We start from the raw sequence: 16,489 nt of genomic DNA, 5'->3' as shown, positions 1-16,489 counted from the left end.
AACCATACGAATCGCCCGCTGACGGACTTCGGGGGAAAAACGAGTATTTTTAGTCATCCTGTTTACCTCTTTCTCAGGGAGTTTAGTCTCCAGGATTTCCGGGGCGGTTCATTGCCCGTTTCTACGGCATTTGCATTGATAATCTGATTAGCAGTTTCTTTAACTGTTTTATTGCTATCTTTCGCCGTGTCCAGTGCCGCATTTATCACGCGGGTAACAATATTAGTCTGTTTGGCATCGGATTCAGTTTTAGAATCAGATGTCTCCTGGTGGCTATTAACCGGAGCTTTTAACTCTGGAGTGATTTCTTTCGCATTAGCCTCGCCGATCGGATTGGGTATTTTTGATACAATCATTGCCGCAGGGGTATTTTTAACGGCATCAACCGCTGCATCTAATGCTTTACCGGGGAAATTTTTAACCCCATCCCAAATATTACCAGCCGCCTCTTTAATATGTTTCCCTGGGTTCTTAATGAAATCAATTGCACTATCAATTGCATCACTGAAAACCTGTTTCAGGTTATCGACAGTAAAGAAGTCTTTGATGGCATCCAGCTTTTCAAGCAGCTTATTAGATGTATCGCTAAACCATGCTGAAACAGCATCACCAATCTTTGCTGTGTAATCATCGAACTTGGTAGAAATGGTGTCGCCAAGGTTAGAAATATATGTTTCTAAGTTGGTAATCCCACTATCAATGGCCTGGGCAATACTTTCCGTCGAAAATGATTGCAACATATTGCCGATATCCTCAAATCCAAGTGATTTGAGAACCTCACCAATGGCGCTGCTAATACCAGATACCAGTCCCCCCATATCAAGAACATTAGCTAACGTATAAGCGGCTTTTTGCTGGAATGATGGATCTTGTCCTGATTTAAGCCCAAACGCTCGACGTTGCGCTTCTGTATCATTCCAACCGGTTACCGCATCATAAATACCTCCAGCCACTGTGCCGACTAGGGGAATTGCGCGTAACGCCCCTTTACCAACTGCCTTTAATCCAAGTTTACCTGCTGCCCGGGCAGCCAAATCTCCGCCTTCATGGGCGAGAGTCTTCTTGCCACCACCGCGTAGCATTCCTACAAGTTTCTTTGCCCCCAGAGCGCCAAAAGCGAGTGCTCCAGCTTTTTTCAGCATGCCACGCCCCATTAACAACGACGCGACGCCACCGGCCCCCTTCCCTAACAGGCTAAATAGTTTGGACAGCAAGCCGCCCTTCTTTTTCCCGGTGTTTTTGGCTATCTGATCAAGGGCGCGGAGAATCTTGTCATTGCCCTCTTTAATTTCGCTGGTCTGCTCCTGAAGTTCCTGAACCGTCCGTTTTTGGGTGTTAACCTGAACGACATCGGCACTATTTTGCGATTTACGCCTAAAAAAACCTTTTCTACGGCTGTTATCGTCATTGCCACGAATCACATCGGCAATAGACTTTCTGGCACCATTAAGCGATCCACCAACTTCTTTTGATATCCCGCCAAGCTCCTTCCCTGCTGCCCACAATGGACCAGCAACGGCATAACCTAACGCATCGACGGCACGAGTCTCTGAAGGGTTACCTATGCCTTCAGCTACTTTTGACAGTTTTTTTAATAAACCTGATTCAGCATTTAGACGCTCATCATCCTCTTTGCGCCTAGCCTTTTCAGCACGTTCAGCACGGGCATCTTCCGCTGCGGCCTTACTCCCTGACTTTCCAATAAAACGACCACGCGCATCGCGTTGGTTTTGGCTTTTTTGCGCACCGCCTTTTTGACCGAACATTTCGCGAGCGTGTTCGGCTGCTTCGGTCCGTTGCGCCTTTACATCTTCTGTTATAGCCTTCTTGCGTCGTTTTTTACCCTTTCGCGTAGTTGATTTGGCCTGCGGTTCCTGTAGAGCAACATCCTCCTGAACTACACGAGAAACGTCCCCTAAATTAAGCCGTTTCATTGCCTCAACAATAGGGTCCACTGATGGCGCATTGGCCACAAAGTCTGGCCGGGAATTTTCGATTGTGCGATTTAATGCCGACACACTGCGAGAGACAGGATCAACTGTAGCAACTCGCCCCCCTTTCAAATCTTCAACGGCTTCCCGAATACCTGCAAGCTCTTCCAGCTCTTTTGCGCTGGCGGTTTCAACCGTCCTTATCACATCGTCAATGTTGGCGTTTTTTCTTTCCATGATCTTATCGCCTACCGCTTCGGTTTAAGTTTTTCTTCCAGTTTCTCCAACAGGAAAAACGCATAGGATTCAGTGAGCCTTTCAGCGTCCTGAATCGGTATACCCCCATACAAAACCAGGTTGGACACTAAGGTCTGATAGCTTTTCAATCCCCACCTGTGGAATGAAGTCGGTAGCCCGAAAGGGCACCCACAGACGGGTATACGCACCCTCTGTGGACTCCTTTGTATCCTGGTTTGGGCATTTGTGCGGCGGGAGACGAAGACGCATTTCGCCTTTATCGATGTAGCACGGTAAACCATGTTCGAGCTTTTCATGAGCCAGCCGGATGTGTGCCGCCAGCTTCATAAATTCAGTATCAATGGCCATCCGTTTGATCGTTTCATAACGACGCTCAGCCTGCTCTTCACGAGTACCGCTAACATCGTTATAAAGTTCACACTGATAAGCGAATTCCCAAAAACGCAAATCAACGATCGCTTCTTTGAATTCCGCGTCGTCTTCAGGTGGCAATGCTGCACGGCGCATCTCCAGCATTTCCATTGCCCAACCATCAAGCGGCACGATACGCCATTGATAAGGCACGCCCTCTACAGACACCTCAATATCGTCAATGAACGGTTCCACTTCCAGGACCTGGATATCTTCAGCCAGAGCATTCATATCGCAATCGTAATAATGCTCTTTACCGCAATGTTTACAGGTGTAGGTGAATGTCTCGACCGGTGTTTCACGGGAGCCAGTAAATATCCACCATAACGCGGTAATCCGGTCCTGCGCCGTCCATGTCAGGGGATCATATTTCGCGGGTTCAGCCAGCAAGACTTTTAAATACGCCGTTGTCTGTTGTTCTTGTTCCTCCGGTGTTATCGAGTTGAAACGCATCGCATCAGCAATATTTGGCTGACGGAACTGGATCAATTCAGTTGGCCGCGATGGTAGCGGGAAAAGAGGTAAAAGCATCCTTGCTCCTTAATTCAAAGAGAAAAACTAAAGCCCAGAAGGGAAGCTAAAGAACTTGAGGATTGGTTAAACGTGCTGTGCAATGCGAAGGTCATTGGGAATGACTTAAATTCCGTAACCTGATCCCGCGCATAGGTGACATCGCCGGTAGTGACCGGGAATACCGTCATCTCATTTTCCAGTTTGGTTAAACCGGAGGACAGCAACCGATAAATACGCACATTGAGCAAATATTTAGACGGTATATTCCCGGTACCGTCCGGATTGATCACCCGACCTTTTGCCGTCTTAAACCAGTCCAAAACGAGGCCATCAACGGTATCCCTGACCATCATTGTTATCTGCCCAGGCGAACGCTCCGTTGGCTGAAGGATATTCCCTCCGCCGATTTTAATCGTTTCATATTCGATGCTGTAATCGTGGTAGGTAATGTCTTTAGCAAAGAAGTCTGCCCCTTCCAGACCATCAACTTCGACAGAGAACTGCCATCCTTGCGCGAACAGCATTTTGTTCATGATGATTGACGTCAGCTTACCAACTTCCCGCTCACCAACGCCGGAGCCAAATAATGTCGTCGTTAATGCCGAAGATACATAAGACTTTACTGAAGCAACATTAAGCCCCATATCAGCCCCCTCACTTCAACATGGATGAGAAAAGAACAATCCCCGGGATAATTGCCCTTGTTGCGCTCATTTTCTCTTCCAGATCCAGCTTTCGCTGATACAGCGTGTTCTCGTCGGATAAATTGCTGGCATCGAGTTTCCCCGCGATAGATATTCTTCGCAGGCGATCAGTGTTAGGTATCGCGATTAACACTTCCAGATAGTCAGAAAGTAACCCAATGATTTCAGGTGGCACTTCCCTATTATCCAGATCCATATCACGTAAATTAGCCAGATATGACACATTCAGCGGGTATACCGCTCGATGAGTATCTTCAAGCTCGATATTCCCATCGTAAACATCGGAGTAGACAAGATCGCCGGTATGATCCGTAACCGATACGAGCGCAAGAAAATCAGCAGGGCAAGCAAGTGATTTACAGGTCTGATCAGTGAAGCGTATCCGCTTGATGTGTCCCGCCCTATCCTGGTAGGTTCCCAATGCTTTTCTTAGCAGGGATTCCAGTAAGGCAGGTTCATCCGCAATCAAAGGTGTGAAGCGGGATTTGACGTCTTCGAGTAATTGTCGTGGTGTCATTGAAACCTCGTAGAATCTAGTTTGTTAACAGATTCTACGAGTTGTCATTTGTGACAGTATGCTCGCAATCGTAGCGATTACTACCACCAACTGCTAGCTTTCTTCTCTCTAGCTTTTCCTTCGCTTTGCAGTAAATCTTTACTTCCTGTAGAAATATTTCTATTTGCATCAGCCTCAGACTGAATTACATCTGTCTTAGCTGCTCTCTCCTTCAACTCCTGCTCTATAAAATCGTTTTCTCGCTGGACACGAGCCGCTTTTGCTTGCAGTTCGAGTTTCATGCTTTCGAGTTGCAGCTTGCGAAGCTCATCCTCATAAGCTTGATCTCGCTTCTTGTCATTTGCTAGCTCGGCTTCTCGTTTCGCTCTACGTTCATTTTCTGCAGCAACACGCTGTTTTTCGCGTGCAGCAGCGGCAGATGCTGCTTTTTCTCTTCTAATACGTTCAGCTTGTGCTTGTTGGCGAATAAGTTCTTTTCTGGCATCCTCAGCTTGCTGCTCTTTAGCTCGCCCTTCATTTTCCGCTTGAGCAATAGCAGCAATTTGACTTTGCAACGAGTTAGCCAAGGCAGTGCCTACACTAAACGTAGAAAAGATTAGAAATAAAATAATTTTATTCATAAATTATTTCTTTTCTGGACAAGTAGCATTTGGCTGAATTCGAGTTTCATTATCTTTAGTTGAAATAAGCACAGCAAGCCCCGTTGTAAACTGGCATGCTTTACCAACTTGAGTTGAAGTGAACACCTTAGTTCCTTCTTTATAAGTCAGTGAAACACCTTCAACAATTGTTTTATCACTAACCAAAGAACCAGCCGCTGCACCAAGAGCCGCACCACCAGTACCGCCAGCTACAGCACCCAGTGTCGATGTGCCTTTAACATTATAACCGGCAACGCCCCCAGCAACAGCTCCCAGTACCGCACCAAATGTCTGTGCCGCTTCTTTATTAGCTTTATTATCAACTTTCACTTTAGCTGGAAGCACAGAGATAATATTGACTGTCTTTGTTTCCTGCTTCGAATTCAATTGAGCGGTATCATAAACATCGGCAGCATAATCAGCACCGCTAGATTGACACCCAGAAAGAAGAATTGCAGATACAACAAGAGCGCATAAAGTATACTTTTTAGACATAAGAATCATCCCAGAAAAACAAAAACCGGCGAGAAGTTACCACGAGAACGGAAAGTAAACAAGAATACTCCCATTGACTTATATCAATTAATCAACTTTTTATAAGCTATCCCTAACTTATTGTGTATAGCTGAAAAGTCAGAGACAAGTTCACCATCTGCATTATTTCTTAAGTTAATAGTTTATTGCTAACTTAATTTATGTATCGACTATTGATATCCATCTTAAAGTTACAATATCCCTCTGCATTATTTTTCATCACAAATAATATATCTATTGCACGACACTAATCTGCTCTAATAAATTTGTATTTTTAAGTCGCGAATGCTATCTTTTTGCATCATATTGACCTTTTAATCGTTCAGGCTTATAGTTTCGCCGTCGTAGCAAATTCTGCGACCGGGTTTAGCAGCCTGAATGATTGTGCGGACAGCCGCAGATATCCGATATTGCGGTATTTTTGTGTCCGTAAAACTGCGTTACGCCCAAATTATGGTGGGGCGTGATGGGGAGGCTTCGGCCTGCTGGTTTCACAATCGCCAGTCTGCTAACCCCGTCACGTCCTGCCACCTGTTTAGCAGCGGGTAGCAGGTTGTTAAACCTGATTGTGAGGCCGTAACTATGGTTAATGCCAATCCTTGCGCACGCCAAGAATTCATCTGGCGTTTCTATTCCTGCAAAAAACACCACTATCACTTCGTCATCGCAGCAACAGAAGACGAAGCACGCTCTCAATTGCCTGATGGCCCCTGCATTTTTACTGCCCGTTTTTCAACTAACTCGCGCAATTCACTTAGTTACTGGAACCTCCCCTTCTCTTCCGACGTTCAGGGGGTTTTATGAAAAAACCTCTCGTCACCCGTAATGACATAGCCGAAGCGATCGCACTGCATACTGCCTGTATGCCGACACGGGAGATCCCCGGCGCAATTGCCAACTATTTCATGATAACCAGACGTTTTTATACCCGAACAGATAAGGCTGTGATCAACAGGCTACTGATAGCCGAGATCAGGGATTATTTGATTGAACAAGGACGTCTACGTTACGCAACGGTGGCAGCAGAAATGAGAAAGGAGGCACATAGAATGACCAGTAATAATTTGAATGTTAAAAAACCAGCATCTGTTGCTTCAGCTACGCCATCACCAGCTGTGAATGTTATCTCCAACACTGGAGACACAATCGACAGCCAGACGCTGTTAAAGATGGTCAATGAAGCGCGTAAGTTATGTGGGGAACCAGAGGTTCGGAACAACAAATTCATCAAAAAAATACTCGACGAATTAGAAGGTGAGGACGGTTACACAAAAAGTGCAACCGTGCCGCCAGGTGGCGGTACGCCTATGGTTGTCATAACCATGACCTACAAACAAGCCCTGCGAGTCGCCGCGCGCGAGTCAAAAGCAGTCCGCCGTTCGCTGATCGACAAACTGGAAGAATTGCAGCAGGCAAACTCCCCTGCCCCATCGATCCCCCAAACATTACCAGACGCTCTACGCCTGGCTGCCGAGTTGGCAGAACAGAAAATGCAGTTGGAACAACAGCTGGTGGCCGCAGCCCCTAAAGTCGATTTTGCCGACCGGGTATCAGCGGCTAATGGAATCCTGATCGGGAACTTTGCAAAGGTCGTTGGACTTAAGCAAAACGCCCTTTTCTCATGGTTGCGCCAGAACGGCATTCTCATGGCTTTTGGTGCGCGCAAAAACGTACCGCGCCAGCAGTACATTAACGCCGGGTATTTCACGGTGAAAGAAGTGGTGCTGGATGATGAAAATGGCTACCAGATACGGCTGACGCCCCAATTAACGGGTAAAGGCCAGCAGTGGTTAACTCGCAAGCTACTTGATGCTGGTTTGTTAAAACCAGTAGCAATAGGTTAACAAAAGAAAAAACCTGCCAGCAAACTGGCAGGTTTCTGAGCAGATCGACCAACCCGATCTGGATCGAGTCAGAAAAATTTGCTCTAATAAATTTCGTTTTCTAAGTGCAAAGAATCACCATTTCGAGCTGGTGATTGAAGGTTGATGCAAATTTGGAGAAAAAATGCAACAAACATTCAATGCGGATATGAATATATCAAACCTTCATCAAAATGTCGATCCTTCAACCACTCTGCCCGTTATTTGTGGTGTTGAAATTACGACCGACCGCGCTGGCCGTTACAACCTTAATGCTCTACACAGAGCGAGCGGACTCGGTGCCCATAAAGCGCCAGCTCAATGGCTAAGAACGCTGTCAGCTAAACAGCTCATCGAAGAGCTTGAAAAAGAAACTATGCAGAATTGCATAGTTTCGTTCGAAGGCCGTGGCGGCGGCACTTTTGCCCATGAATTGCTCGCAGTGGAGTACGCTGGTTGGATTTCTCCCGCGTTTCGGCTGAAGGTAAACCAGACATTTATCGACTATCGAGCCGGAAGATTACAACCTGCTATTCCGCAGAGTCTCCCTGAAGCTCTCCGTTTGGCTGCCGACCTGGCAGAGCAAAAGCAACGGCTGGAACAAAAAATGCTTATGGATGCACCTAAAGTCGAATTCGCCGAACGCGTTGCTACCGCCAGCGGGGTTCTAATCGGCAACTATGCCAAAGTGCTCGGTCTGGGCCAAAACTATCTCTTCACCTGGTTGCGTGATAACGGAATTCTGATCGCAACCGGTGAACGCAGGAACGTCCCCAAACAAGAATACATATCCCGTGGGTATTTCACCCTTAAAGAAACCGTGATCGATACAAGCAATGGAAGCAGGATTTCTTTCACGACTCGTATAACCGGCAAAGGTCAGCAGTGGCTGATGAAGCGATTGCTTGATACTGGTGTGCTGGTACCTGTCGCGGCAACGCGCTAACAGACGTAGTAAGAACCACCAGCATTGTAATGCTGGCTAAAGTCACTTTCCTGAGCTGTATAACGATGAGCGATTTTACTTTTTCTGGCTATGAATTGGCCTGCTTTGTAACACACTCCGGTCTATCCCGTAGCGCCGGGCATATCCTGTCGCAATGTGCAAATCTAGCGGCAACAACCAGTGAATACTTCATTCACAAGCCTCACCGCCTGATCGCGGCAGAAACTGGTTATAGCCAATCAACCGTCGTTCGTGCATTCCGTGAAGCTGTAAACAAAGGAATTCTGTCTGTAGAGATTGTTATCGGCGATCACCGTGAACGTCGCGCTAACCTGTACCGGTTTACACCATCCTTTTTGGCCTTCGCACAACAAGCCAAAAATGCGCTGATTGAAAGCAAATTAAAGATCTCTTCAGCGGCAACCAAGGTTAAAGCTGTTCTCGCTAAGACATTGGCTTTATTTAATTTTTTATCCACACCCCCATGTCAAAATGATACCCCCTCCCCCTGTCAGGATGACGTGGCAATAAAGAATAAGAAGTCACAAGTTAAAAAAACAAAAAGATCAGTTTCCGGCGGTGCCGGAACGACCAGACTCAAAAAATTGACTTCATGGATCGCTGAGGCAAAAGCAAAGGCTGACAATCTGCGGTTATCCAAAAAACGCGCTCAAAAACATGAGTTCAAGCAGAAAGTAGAGGCGGCAGCGCGGAAATATGCTTACCTGAAGGACAAGCGTTCTCCTGATATTGGCGGGATATCAAACTTCGATAATCTGCCGCATTGCATGACGGTAAACGAAGCTCTTAATGCGGTTTTAGCCAAAAATAAAGATAACGAACAATGGGGTATACCGGCAGGATTCAGAGGGTGATAGATTGCTCTAATCTGGAGTCACCTGGCGTTTTCAGTTTGAGGTCGGAGATGCAATCTAATTTTTTACAGTTAGCGATCGCTTTTGCAGGATATGTTTGTATTGGCTTCTGTGTATACATGATCAGCCGAAAAATGCTTGTCGATATCGACCGCAAAGAACGAGCAGAGGAGATCTTAGTATGGATTTTCTTTGGCGCGGTCTGGCCATTAGGGATCATGTTTGCTGCAACATTTCTTCTGATGTGGATATTCACCCTTCCAGGTGATTTCTATAGAAAAAAAGCCAGACATTGATACAATCGTTGCGGGTGCTTGAGGCTATCTGCTTCAGGCATTACCCGAAAAGCAGATAGAAGAAAGCCCCAGATAACATTACGCGTCCTGCAAGACGCTTAACATTAATCTGAGGCCATATCTATGCTTAGCATACGTAGATTAGCCTCTTACCGACCAAAAGGTCAAGGAGAAGCAGGCTATGAAGCAGCAAAAAGCGATGTTAATCGCTCTGATCGTCATCTGTTTAACCGTCATTGTGACGGCACTGGTAACGAGGAAAGACCTCTGCGAGGTACGAATCCGAACCGGCCAGACGGAGGTCACTGTCTTCACAGCCTACGAATCTGAAAGGTAAGAGACCTGGCGGGGAGAGATCTCCGCCACTCTTAGTGTGTCAGGTATCCTCAATGCACCCTTTCATCTCCAAATAAAAAAGCTCCCGAAGGAGCTTTAAAATACAAGGGATGACTCTTAATCCCACTCAATCCAGTTGTAGACGATACGAAGTGACGGGCGCACAGCGGCAGTCACATCTTCGGTACTAAAGTCGATTGCATCACTGTAGATTTTGCAGTCCAACATTTCAATTGTTGTAGCAGCTTTTGTTACAGCGTTAACCCCGGAAGATTTGGATTCAGGGGTAGCAGCCATCGTGATATCAACATAGTCCTTCGCCGCAATGCGATCCTTGATGAACTGAAGAATATCGCCTTCGATAGTCTCCACGCACTGGACCTGGATTTCCCCAGAGTTTCGAATTGGTCCGTGCTGGTTGAACTTCACACCATTCGGACCATAGTCCTCCACATCCTCGCGGGTCATTTCAGGAATTTGCGACGTGCGAACCAGTACGCTGATATCTTCATGGCCTGCAAAAGTGAGCTGGAATTCAGAAGATACCAGTCGTTCGCCTTTGGCCGCGTTGGCAGTATAGCGGCCCTTAATAAATTTACGGTTTCCCTTAGTGTTATTGTGCCCCATATAAAATCCTTTTACTGGAACGCCCGAACAATATCGGAGCTGTTATATATCGAAGAACCGGTCAACTGGAGGTTGACGGTGTTTTTCAGGAAATGCCCATTGCTGTCCCTGGGCGCATCGAGATCGAAACTTATGTCCTGGATAGCGACATCAATGATGTTGATCCGGCGACCAATGTTTAGCGTCACACGCTCCGGGATTCGACCACCAATACTGGCATCTTTAAGTTCCGGGCTAATCATCGCTGACAATGCGGCGATAGCTCCTGAAACCTCCGTGAATGGGTCAAACAAAGCGATGAAAGTTACTGGCAGCGTGAAAGTCGGCGGTGTTCCCCCCTCCCAAACCATTAAGCTGTTCCAACGGGCCACCGACGTTGTTTCAGTACCAACCTGCGCAAAACCACTGAAAGCACCAGCAACAGACCCCATGGACATACCGGTAAACGGCGCTTCCCAATTCTGGGCCATATTCATTGCTGCCCCCTGGCTGATATATCCGGTAACCTGGTACTGAGAGTTCGTTAAAGTAACTTTCAGAAATGGCGATACACCGTCAGCCTGGCTGTAAACCCCATAAGGTATAGGTGCCATTCAAGTTAAAGGCCGGAGTTCTCCGGCCTCCTCCTTTAGCCAAGGCGCTTACGGCGCAGTTTCATTGACTTTTTGCGGGCAAGTTTTGCCGCGCCGGTCTGGGCTTTTCGACGCGCTTTTTTCAGCGCCGATTTTTGAGCCGCAGTCAGACGTTTTTTACGCAGGCGTTTACGGATGAGTTTGATCTCACCGTTACGAACAACCTTCTTAAATGCTTCAGTCAGCATTTCATCAGAAGTGCCAGCTACAACAAACGCCGCTTCCAGTTCGTCACGGTCGTCGCTATCTAAACCAGCGATAGAGGCACCAACATCAGCGGCTGCGTCGTCGTCTTCATCGTCAGCCAGTGCTTCGATCAGGTCATCATCTACACCGCATGCTGCGAGGAAGTCAGCAACATTTGCCCATGCTTCGTTATAGGCATCGTCCTGTTCTTCTGTAACTTCGGAGTCGTCGTCATCAGAGATACCAGCGATAGCCTGAACGAAACCATCAAGGGAGTCGAAAGTCAGATCACCGCTATCAGCCCAGGCGAAAACGGCGTCGGCCGCATCACTCAACGCATTCTGCATAGCACTTCGATTTGCAGCTTCCAGAATCATCTGGTGCGCCTGTTCGACGGTCCATTCTTTACCGTCTTTCCCTTCCAGGATTTGCTCAGGAGCCGGGGCAGATGGAACGTTATCGTAAGTCTGTGCCGCCGGTTCCTGATTATTATTAATAACCGGATCTGTTGGCGGTTCGGCGCTTGCTCGGGCAGACTCCATCAGCTGCACAGGATCAGAGTTCAAAGCGAAACGAGACAGTCCATTCCCCAAAAATGCCCCGGATTGAAAAAAGTTTTTGCTCATTGTATTCCCTTACTTAATAAGCAGCGGTACGCCCTGGATACGACGGGCTACGCCAGTCGGGCAGCAGGCCCAGACTACTTCCCATTTATCGAATTCCGCCTGCGTAACTTTCAGCACATACGGTTCTGTACCGTCAGCATCAGGATCACGAGGAGCCACCAGAGCGCCGGAGGCGACAAAGCGATCTAAAAGTTTGGTCATCCCTTTAGTCAGGCCAGCCGCAGTAATACCGTCCGGGCTATGCTTCATCTGTCGGGCTAACTGGACAAAGAAACGGCTGATTGCATTCATCAGGGATGGGACGTGCTGGAAGTGCAGATAGTTATCCTGCGTGCAGCAAGTTAAAGCATCGTCGATGATCATCTGGCCAGAAGTACCTACAGATACTTTATTGAGTCGGCCCTTGACCATAGCTTCTTCGTCCGGGGTGTCTTCCGGATACAGCGGTTGAAGTGATGCACGAGCAATGACGGCACGTTCTTCACCAGCCGGTGAGTAATGCCAACCGCCGACATCGGAGTTTTTCTTGACGCCACGAGCTTTCGCTGCATACGCCGCGCCAGACAGACCGAAGACCACGCGGGATTGGGTCCATTTGTCTTTGCAGGAGAACGGGAAATGATAGACAGCACAGCTTACATAATCGGTACCAAGTAAACCGGTATCTTCAACAGCAGAGATCGCTTCCGTGTACGTCAATGTCGGTTTGACATCAAAGAAGCCATCAATCAAGCGATCAGAACAGATATTACCTAACGCAGTGATCGCCGCATTGTCATAGCAACCCAGGCCGAGAACAGCGGTGTACATGTACGGCGCATTGTTCAGCACTTTCACCGCACGCAGGTAAGCAGCAGTGGAAATGTTCGACTGATCGCCGTTGGTACCGCCAGTGAACGCCAGCGATTTTTTATTTGTTACTTTCGCCGTCGAAATCAGCTCTTCATTAACAACCGCGCGCAGATATTTAGAACGGGCTTCCAGAGCCGTAGGCAGATAACACAAGCGGCCCATGTCATCTTTCGCTTCTTCCGCCAAAGACACAGTGTGTGTCTCCAGGGTCGTTACCACGCCGAGCGAAGTCGTCTGGGTCAGTTTCAGGAGGAAGCGTTCATTACCTGCGCTGTCCGCTGTTGCCGTTTCGATGGTTAACTCACGGGTAGGTGAAATACACGGATCACCATCATCAACGTAGATAGCAAAGGCTTCGCCGCTATCAAGTTCAATTTCAGAACCGTATGGCAACGCACTGTAAGCCGGTTCGCCTGATTCATCGAACATAATAATCGGGAACTTCGCATCATCCGGAACAGCACGAACAATATAACCTGACGTTTGCTGAATAGCTTCGTACACATGGCGAATTGGTTCGAACTGTGAGCCGGAAGACGGCTTCAGCGGTTCGCCGAGAACATCTTCGTAATTGGACTCAGTAACCGCAAGAACAGTAAACGGCTTGCCACGCGCAAATACGCCAATACCAGCCCACAAGCTGCTATTTAATGCAACACCGGTAGATAACGTCGCATCGGCATTGATCGGGCTAACAGCGACGCCGGATGCATTACCTAATGACTGTTGAATTGAATATTGAGACATAACTTTCCCTGTTATGCGCCCCGCACGGGGCGCTATGTTAAACGGAGAACTTCCCCTGATTACTCAGAGTCACCGGCATCAATCGTGTCGCCGCTTATGAAGTTAAGCCCGCCTTTTTTGGCCATTGTCAGCGTTACACGAGTGAAGTAATCAGCGCCGTTGCGTGGGTGCATATCGTTGATAGCCGAACCCCACAGCGTGGTACGGTTGACCAGCGCCGGAGTGGTCGGATGCTGGAACGGGATGGCCGGGACAGCATCACCAGTCACGAAGCCTGCTTTACCCGGATTTTCATCACGGACGTAGCACAGCACATCCATCGAGCTGAACTGAATGTTCTCTGTCGTTAAGTTCTTACAAATACCAGCAGGTACTTCGTACACTTTCACGTTACCGAACAGGGTACCGATGTAGTGAACATACGGAGTCTGGATATAGTCTTCGGCTGGCTGGAAGAAATCCTTCGGCAACTGTTTGAAGAAAGATGCTGCATCAGCACCAGCAAACATCCCCATCGCACCAGAAGATTTAACGCGCTCAATAATGTCGCGATATACAGTCTGGAATTTGCCACGAATGATGGTTGCCCATACATCAAAGGACTGGTTAACCGGCAGAGCGATGTCAAAGGTGTCGGTCGCAAGAGTACGCCAGATCATGATGCGAAGACGCAGCATATCCTGTTCATGAGACAGGTATTCCTTCAGGGTGCGGAACTGTAGGGAACCCAGGTCCAGACCAAATTCACGCTGTGCTTCATACGCCGCCTGTACCGTGTGCTCAGCCGCGATAACGAACTGGCTTGGGAACAGGGTGTATTTCTTCATTTCGTGGTTGATCAGCGGGATCAGCTCAGGAGCGGCTTCAATATTGATTTCCGTCTCAATTGCGATCTCAGTGCCTTTATCCGGCGCTTTGGAGAACGACAGGGCAATCTGACCAATGTTGTAGTTCAGAGAGCAGGTAACAGTGATTTGCTCACCAGCAGCATTAGTAAACGAGTGAAGTAGGCTGCCGGAACCGTTATCAACAACAGACTTAATACGGTTAACGTAGATATTAGTGCGACCTTTTCGGATTGGTACATTCTGGCCTTCGAAGTCTTCCATCTTGAAGGTTGCGGTTTTGCTGGTGCCATCGGAGCTTGCCACCAGCACATAGCGGCGGCGTAACTGGCTGTACACACCGACGGATTGCATGTCCAGAACATCACCAGCAGCATAAGAACCAAAAGAGGAACCTGCCACGTTAAAGACTTCATAGATGTCGGACTGGTCACGCGTAACCGGAATGAAGGTACACGCATCAGCGGTAGCTGCCCCCAACTGAACAGGCAGGATCATCGCGAGGAATAAAGGCAGACGCATAACACCGTCAGAAACGCTCATCATCTCTGCTGCGACGGATTCCAGCATCGCTTTATTAGTGGCATCCATGCTATTGCGGGTGGACTCAATCAGGCAGTTTTCCAGCGTCTGGTGGCAGGAGGCCAGAATTTCCGGACGCGGCATAGATTTATGTGCTGCGGCGTAGTCAGCCAGTGCACTTGCCCACGCTGTAGCGATTTGAGCGGTGGCATTATCAGAGATACCCGCAAAAACCGGGTCTTTACGTGCAGCTTCAAGGATAGATGCGGCACGCGCGGCATCATCTTTAATGAATTGGTTATCAGTACCGAACTGCGCAGTGCTTGCCCAGCCAAGCACAGCTTTAGAGCGTTTTGCGATATCTGCAATACGATTCTGGTATTCGCGTAAGTTACTCAATTTACTCTTCCTTAAACACAAGGCACTTGTGTGAATCCCTTTTCGGAAGAGATTTTATTGAAAGTCACTTGTTGACTTTCTCGTGACAAGCAATTTTTTTATTTTTTTCGGGAGTAGGGGAGGAAGGTAAAATCCAAGGTGAAATCGTGGCGATTTCACCTTGAAATTTTAGATGGATTTACTTTAAAAACAGTTGGTTAATAGTGAAATTTGAATGGCGAAAGTTTAAGGCTTCGGCTTTTTATCGAGGCTCTTTCTAAGGATATGCCCAATCATCCTGTCGAGTTCTTCCTGTAGCTCTTTTGAAAGTCGATTAAACTCATAAGAAAATGCACGGCCTTTCACGCGCTTCCTTGCAAAGCGATCCTTGTCCTCAAATTTCCATAATTCAGTAACTACGGACTTATCTTTAGAACCTTTATCCGTGAGTAGTGAGGCTTCCTTTGTTATCAAGCGCAGGATTTTATTTTTAACTTCATCTTCGGCCATTTCTTCAATGGATAAGATGTCGTTTATTTCCGGGGATATGTTTTGAATAAGCTGATCAAACTCTAAATTCTTGTTCCCCATTTCGTCGCCAACAGCACAAAGCGTTTTGTAGTCCGAAAAGGTTAATTCCGACTGAACAGGGAAAAGGGCGACTAATTCTTCCGGAGCACTCGCTGCCTGGAGAGCACGCGTGACCTTCGCCTGAGACAGCCCTTCTTTGGCTGCAATATCCTTCTGACTCATCCCATCATTTTTCATTCGCATCAAACGCAGACCTATTTCTCGAATGCTGTGCTGCAATGCTGTCTGAACGTCTTTCGCTAAATTTTGCGCTTCCTGAACGCTGATCTCCTGGTCCGTGACTAAAACCCGCAACCCTACGTTCTCTAAGATGGCAGAAGCTCGACGCCGGGAACCATCCAAAATTTCAATTTTCCCTGTAGCCCGTCTAACACCTATTGCAGGGTAAAATTGCTGATGCTTAATAGTGCTTCGGATACTTTTTAATGATTTTGGCGTAAGAGATGCCTGGTCACGCCCGTTGTTATGCTGATCAACAAAGGTATCGCTTTCTACCTGGTTCGGAGGTATTACCTCTTCAATAAATGTGGCCTGGCGACCAGTTGATAACTTGAATACCTGCTCGACTCGATCGCCAGAGGCTGAAGAACTATCAAATCCGCTTAATATTGAAGGATTAAGGGTTCGCCCAATTGTTGGTCTGTTTTTCTTTGACATGG

The 16,489-nt window shown here is 47.5% G+C and carries 17 protein-coding genes and 1 pseudogene; 6 read left to right on the top strand and 12 right to left on the bottom strand.

From position 1 onward, the window contains the following. Window positions 1–95: 95 nt before the first annotated feature. The 6 genes and pseudogenes from ACJHWT_RS20820 to ACJHWT_RS20795 all read right to left on the bottom strand — a co-directional run. Window positions 96–2,168, bottom strand: a pseudogene (locus tag ACJHWT_RS20820) (lytic transglycosylase domain-containing protein); the annotation flags it as partial. 81 nt (window positions 2,169–2,249) lie between these two features. Next, the gene (locus ACJHWT_RS20815; RefSeq protein ID WP_001702265.1) at window positions 2,250–3,131 is read right to left on the bottom strand and encodes a hypothetical protein; all 882 of its coding nucleotides are present in this window, start codon (window positions 3,129–3,131) and stop codon (window positions 2,250–2,252) included. Between the two features lie 14 nt (window positions 3,132–3,145). Next, the gene (locus ACJHWT_RS20810) at window positions 3,146–3,757 is read right to left on the bottom strand and encodes a hypothetical protein (protein ID WP_000523978.1); all 612 of its coding nucleotides are present in this window, start codon (window positions 3,755–3,757) and stop codon (window positions 3,146–3,148) included. 10 nt (window positions 3,758–3,767) lie between these two features. After that, window positions 3,768–4,334: a hypothetical protein gene (locus ACJHWT_RS20805; RefSeq protein ID WP_029401369.1), complete on the bottom strand. Its 567-nt coding sequence runs from the start codon at window positions 4,332–4,334 to the stop codon at window positions 3,768–3,770. An 80-nt stretch (window positions 4,335–4,414) separates the two neighbouring features. After that, window positions 4,415–4,954: a DUF5384 family protein gene (locus tag ACJHWT_RS20800; RefSeq protein ID WP_001033469.1), complete on the bottom strand. Its 540-nt coding sequence runs from the start codon at window positions 4,952–4,954 to the stop codon at window positions 4,415–4,417. A 3-nt stretch (window positions 4,955–4,957) separates the two neighbouring features. Beyond that, window positions 4,958–5,470 (bottom strand): hypothetical protein, encoded by a 513-nt coding sequence (locus ACJHWT_RS20795; protein ID WP_000039791.1) that lies wholly within the window; start codon window positions 5,468–5,470, stop codon window positions 4,958–4,960. Window positions 5,471–6,091: 621 nt separating this feature from the next. Here ACJHWT_RS20795 and ACJHWT_RS20790 point away from each other — a divergent pair. From ACJHWT_RS20790 to hokD, 6 genes are all read left to right on the top strand, one after another. Continuing rightward, a complete protein-coding gene (locus tag ACJHWT_RS20790; protein ID WP_071588786.1) occupies window positions 6,092–6,313 on the top strand; it encodes a host cell division inhibitor Icd-like protein in 222 nt (73 codons plus the stop codon). Continuing rightward, the gene (locus ACJHWT_RS20785) at window positions 6,310–7,353 is read left to right on the top strand and encodes a phage antirepressor Ant (protein WP_000743164.1); all 1,044 of its coding nucleotides are present in this window, start codon (window positions 6,310–6,312) and stop codon (window positions 7,351–7,353) included. Before ACJHWT_RS20790 ends, ACJHWT_RS20785 begins: the two co-directional genes overlap by 4 nt. A gap of 163 nt (window positions 7,354–7,516) precedes the next feature. Next, a complete protein-coding gene (locus ACJHWT_RS20780) occupies window positions 7,517–8,317 on the top strand; it encodes a phage antirepressor KilAC domain-containing protein (protein WP_001187876.1) in 801 nt (266 codons plus the stop codon). A gap of 29 nt (window positions 8,318–8,346) precedes the next feature. Continuing rightward, entirely contained in the window at window positions 8,347–9,192 is an 846-nt protein-coding gene (locus tag ACJHWT_RS20775; protein WP_001379176.1) for a MarR family transcriptional regulator, read from the top strand. A 50-nt stretch (window positions 9,193–9,242) separates the two neighbouring features. Continuing rightward, window positions 9,243–9,488 (top strand): hypothetical protein, encoded by a 246-nt coding sequence (locus tag ACJHWT_RS20770; protein WP_029401368.1) that lies wholly within the window; start codon window positions 9,243–9,245, stop codon window positions 9,486–9,488. 181 nt (window positions 9,489–9,669) lie between these two features. After that, window positions 9,670–9,825, top strand: a complete 156-nt coding sequence (gene hokD / locus ACJHWT_RS20765; RefSeq protein WP_001313475.1) for a type I toxin-antitoxin system toxin HokD — start codon at window positions 9,670–9,672, stop codon at window positions 9,823–9,825. Between the two features lie 116 nt (window positions 9,826–9,941). On the opposite strand, the gene ACJHWT_RS20760 is transcribed toward hokD, so the two are convergent. From ACJHWT_RS20760 to ACJHWT_RS20735, 6 genes are all read right to left on the bottom strand, one after another. Beyond that, a complete protein-coding gene (locus ACJHWT_RS20760) occupies window positions 9,942–10,451 on the bottom strand; it encodes a hypothetical protein (RefSeq protein ID WP_000509939.1) in 510 nt (169 codons plus the stop codon). An 11-nt stretch (window positions 10,452–10,462) separates the two neighbouring features. Beyond that, window positions 10,463–10,882, bottom strand: a complete 420-nt coding sequence (locus ACJHWT_RS20755) for a hypothetical protein (protein ID WP_250113098.1) — start codon at window positions 10,880–10,882, stop codon at window positions 10,463–10,465. Between the two features lie 197 nt (window positions 10,883–11,079). Continuing rightward, on the bottom strand, window positions 11,080–11,895 hold the full coding sequence (locus ACJHWT_RS20750) for a hypothetical protein (protein WP_069723236.1): 816 nt from the start codon (window positions 11,893–11,895) through the stop codon (window positions 11,080–11,082). A 9-nt stretch (window positions 11,896–11,904) separates the two neighbouring features. Next, window positions 11,905–13,494 carry a hypothetical protein gene (locus ACJHWT_RS20745; RefSeq protein WP_069723237.1) on the bottom strand — a complete coding sequence of 530 codons (1,590 nt, stop codon included), beginning with the start codon at window positions 13,492–13,494 and terminating at the stop codon, window positions 11,905–11,907. 59 nt (window positions 13,495–13,553) lie between these two features. Further along, the gene (locus tag ACJHWT_RS20740; RefSeq protein WP_000067710.1) at window positions 13,554–15,260 is read right to left on the bottom strand and encodes a hypothetical protein; all 1,707 of its coding nucleotides are present in this window, start codon (window positions 15,258–15,260) and stop codon (window positions 13,554–13,556) included. 225 nt (window positions 15,261–15,485) lie between these two features. Continuing rightward, window positions 15,486–16,487 (bottom strand): ParB family protein, encoded by a 1,002-nt coding sequence (locus ACJHWT_RS20735; protein ID WP_000038866.1) that lies wholly within the window; start codon window positions 16,485–16,487, stop codon window positions 15,486–15,488. Between the last annotated feature and the right edge of the window lie 2 nt (window positions 16,488–16,489).

The organism is Escherichia sp. WS338 (assembly GCF_046486405.1).
GTDB lineage: Bacteria > Pseudomonadota > Gammaproteobacteria > Enterobacterales > Enterobacteriaceae > Escherichia > Escherichia coli.
Note: the sequence above shows the minus strand (reverse complement) of the source record. Positions and strands in the feature narration are given on the sequence as shown.

Coding starts and splice junctions, on each gene's coding strand:
- ACJHWT_RS20770 (WP_029401368.1), top strand. CDS start 9,243: ATGCAATCTAATTTTTTACAGTTAGCGATCGCTTTTGCAGGATATGTT.
- ACJHWT_RS20785 (WP_000743164.1), top strand. CDS start 6,310: ATGAAAAAACCTCTCGTCACCCGTAATGACATAGCCGAAGCGATCGCA.
- ACJHWT_RS20800 (WP_001033469.1), bottom strand. CDS start 4,954: ATGAATAAAATTATTTTATTTCTAATCTTTTCTACGTTTAGTGTAGGC.
- ACJHWT_RS20815 (WP_001702265.1), bottom strand. CDS start 3,131: ATGCTTTTACCTCTTTTCCCGCTACCATCGCGGCCAACTGAATTGATC.
- ACJHWT_RS20775 (WP_001379176.1), top strand. CDS start 8,347: ATGCTGGCTAAAGTCACTTTCCTGAGCTGTATAACGATGAGCGATTTT.
- ACJHWT_RS20760 (WP_000509939.1), bottom strand. CDS start 10,451: ATGGGGCACAATAACACTAAGGGAAACCGTAAATTTATTAAGGGCCGC.
- ACJHWT_RS20750 (WP_069723236.1), bottom strand. CDS start 11,895: ATGAGCAAAAACTTTTTTCAATCCGGGGCATTTTTGGGGAATGGACTG.
- ACJHWT_RS20735 (WP_000038866.1), bottom strand. CDS start 16,487: ATGTCAAAGAAAAACAGACCAACAATTGGGCGAACCCTTAATCCTTCA.
- ACJHWT_RS20780 (WP_001187876.1), top strand. CDS start 7,517: ATGCAACAAACATTCAATGCGGATATGAATATATCAAACCTTCATCAA.
- ACJHWT_RS20810 (WP_000523978.1), bottom strand. CDS start 3,757: ATGGGGCTTAATGTTGCTTCAGTAAAGTCTTATGTATCTTCGGCATTA.
- ACJHWT_RS20745 (WP_069723237.1), bottom strand. CDS start 13,494: ATGTCTCAATATTCAATTCAACAGTCATTAGGTAATGCATCCGGCGTC.
- ACJHWT_RS20805 (WP_029401369.1), bottom strand. CDS start 4,334: ATGACACCACGACAATTACTCGAAGACGTCAAATCCCGCTTCACACCT.
- ACJHWT_RS20795 (WP_000039791.1), bottom strand. CDS start 5,470: ATGTCTAAAAAGTATACTTTATGCGCTCTTGTTGTATCTGCAATTCTT.
- hokD (WP_001313475.1), top strand. CDS start 9,670: ATGAAGCAGCAAAAAGCGATGTTAATCGCTCTGATCGTCATCTGTTTA.
- ACJHWT_RS20790 (WP_071588786.1), top strand. CDS start 6,092: ATGGTTAATGCCAATCCTTGCGCACGCCAAGAATTCATCTGGCGTTTC.
- ACJHWT_RS20755 (WP_250113098.1), bottom strand. CDS start 10,882: ATGGGGTCTGTTGCTGGTGCTTTCAGTGGTTTTGCGCAGGTTGGTACT.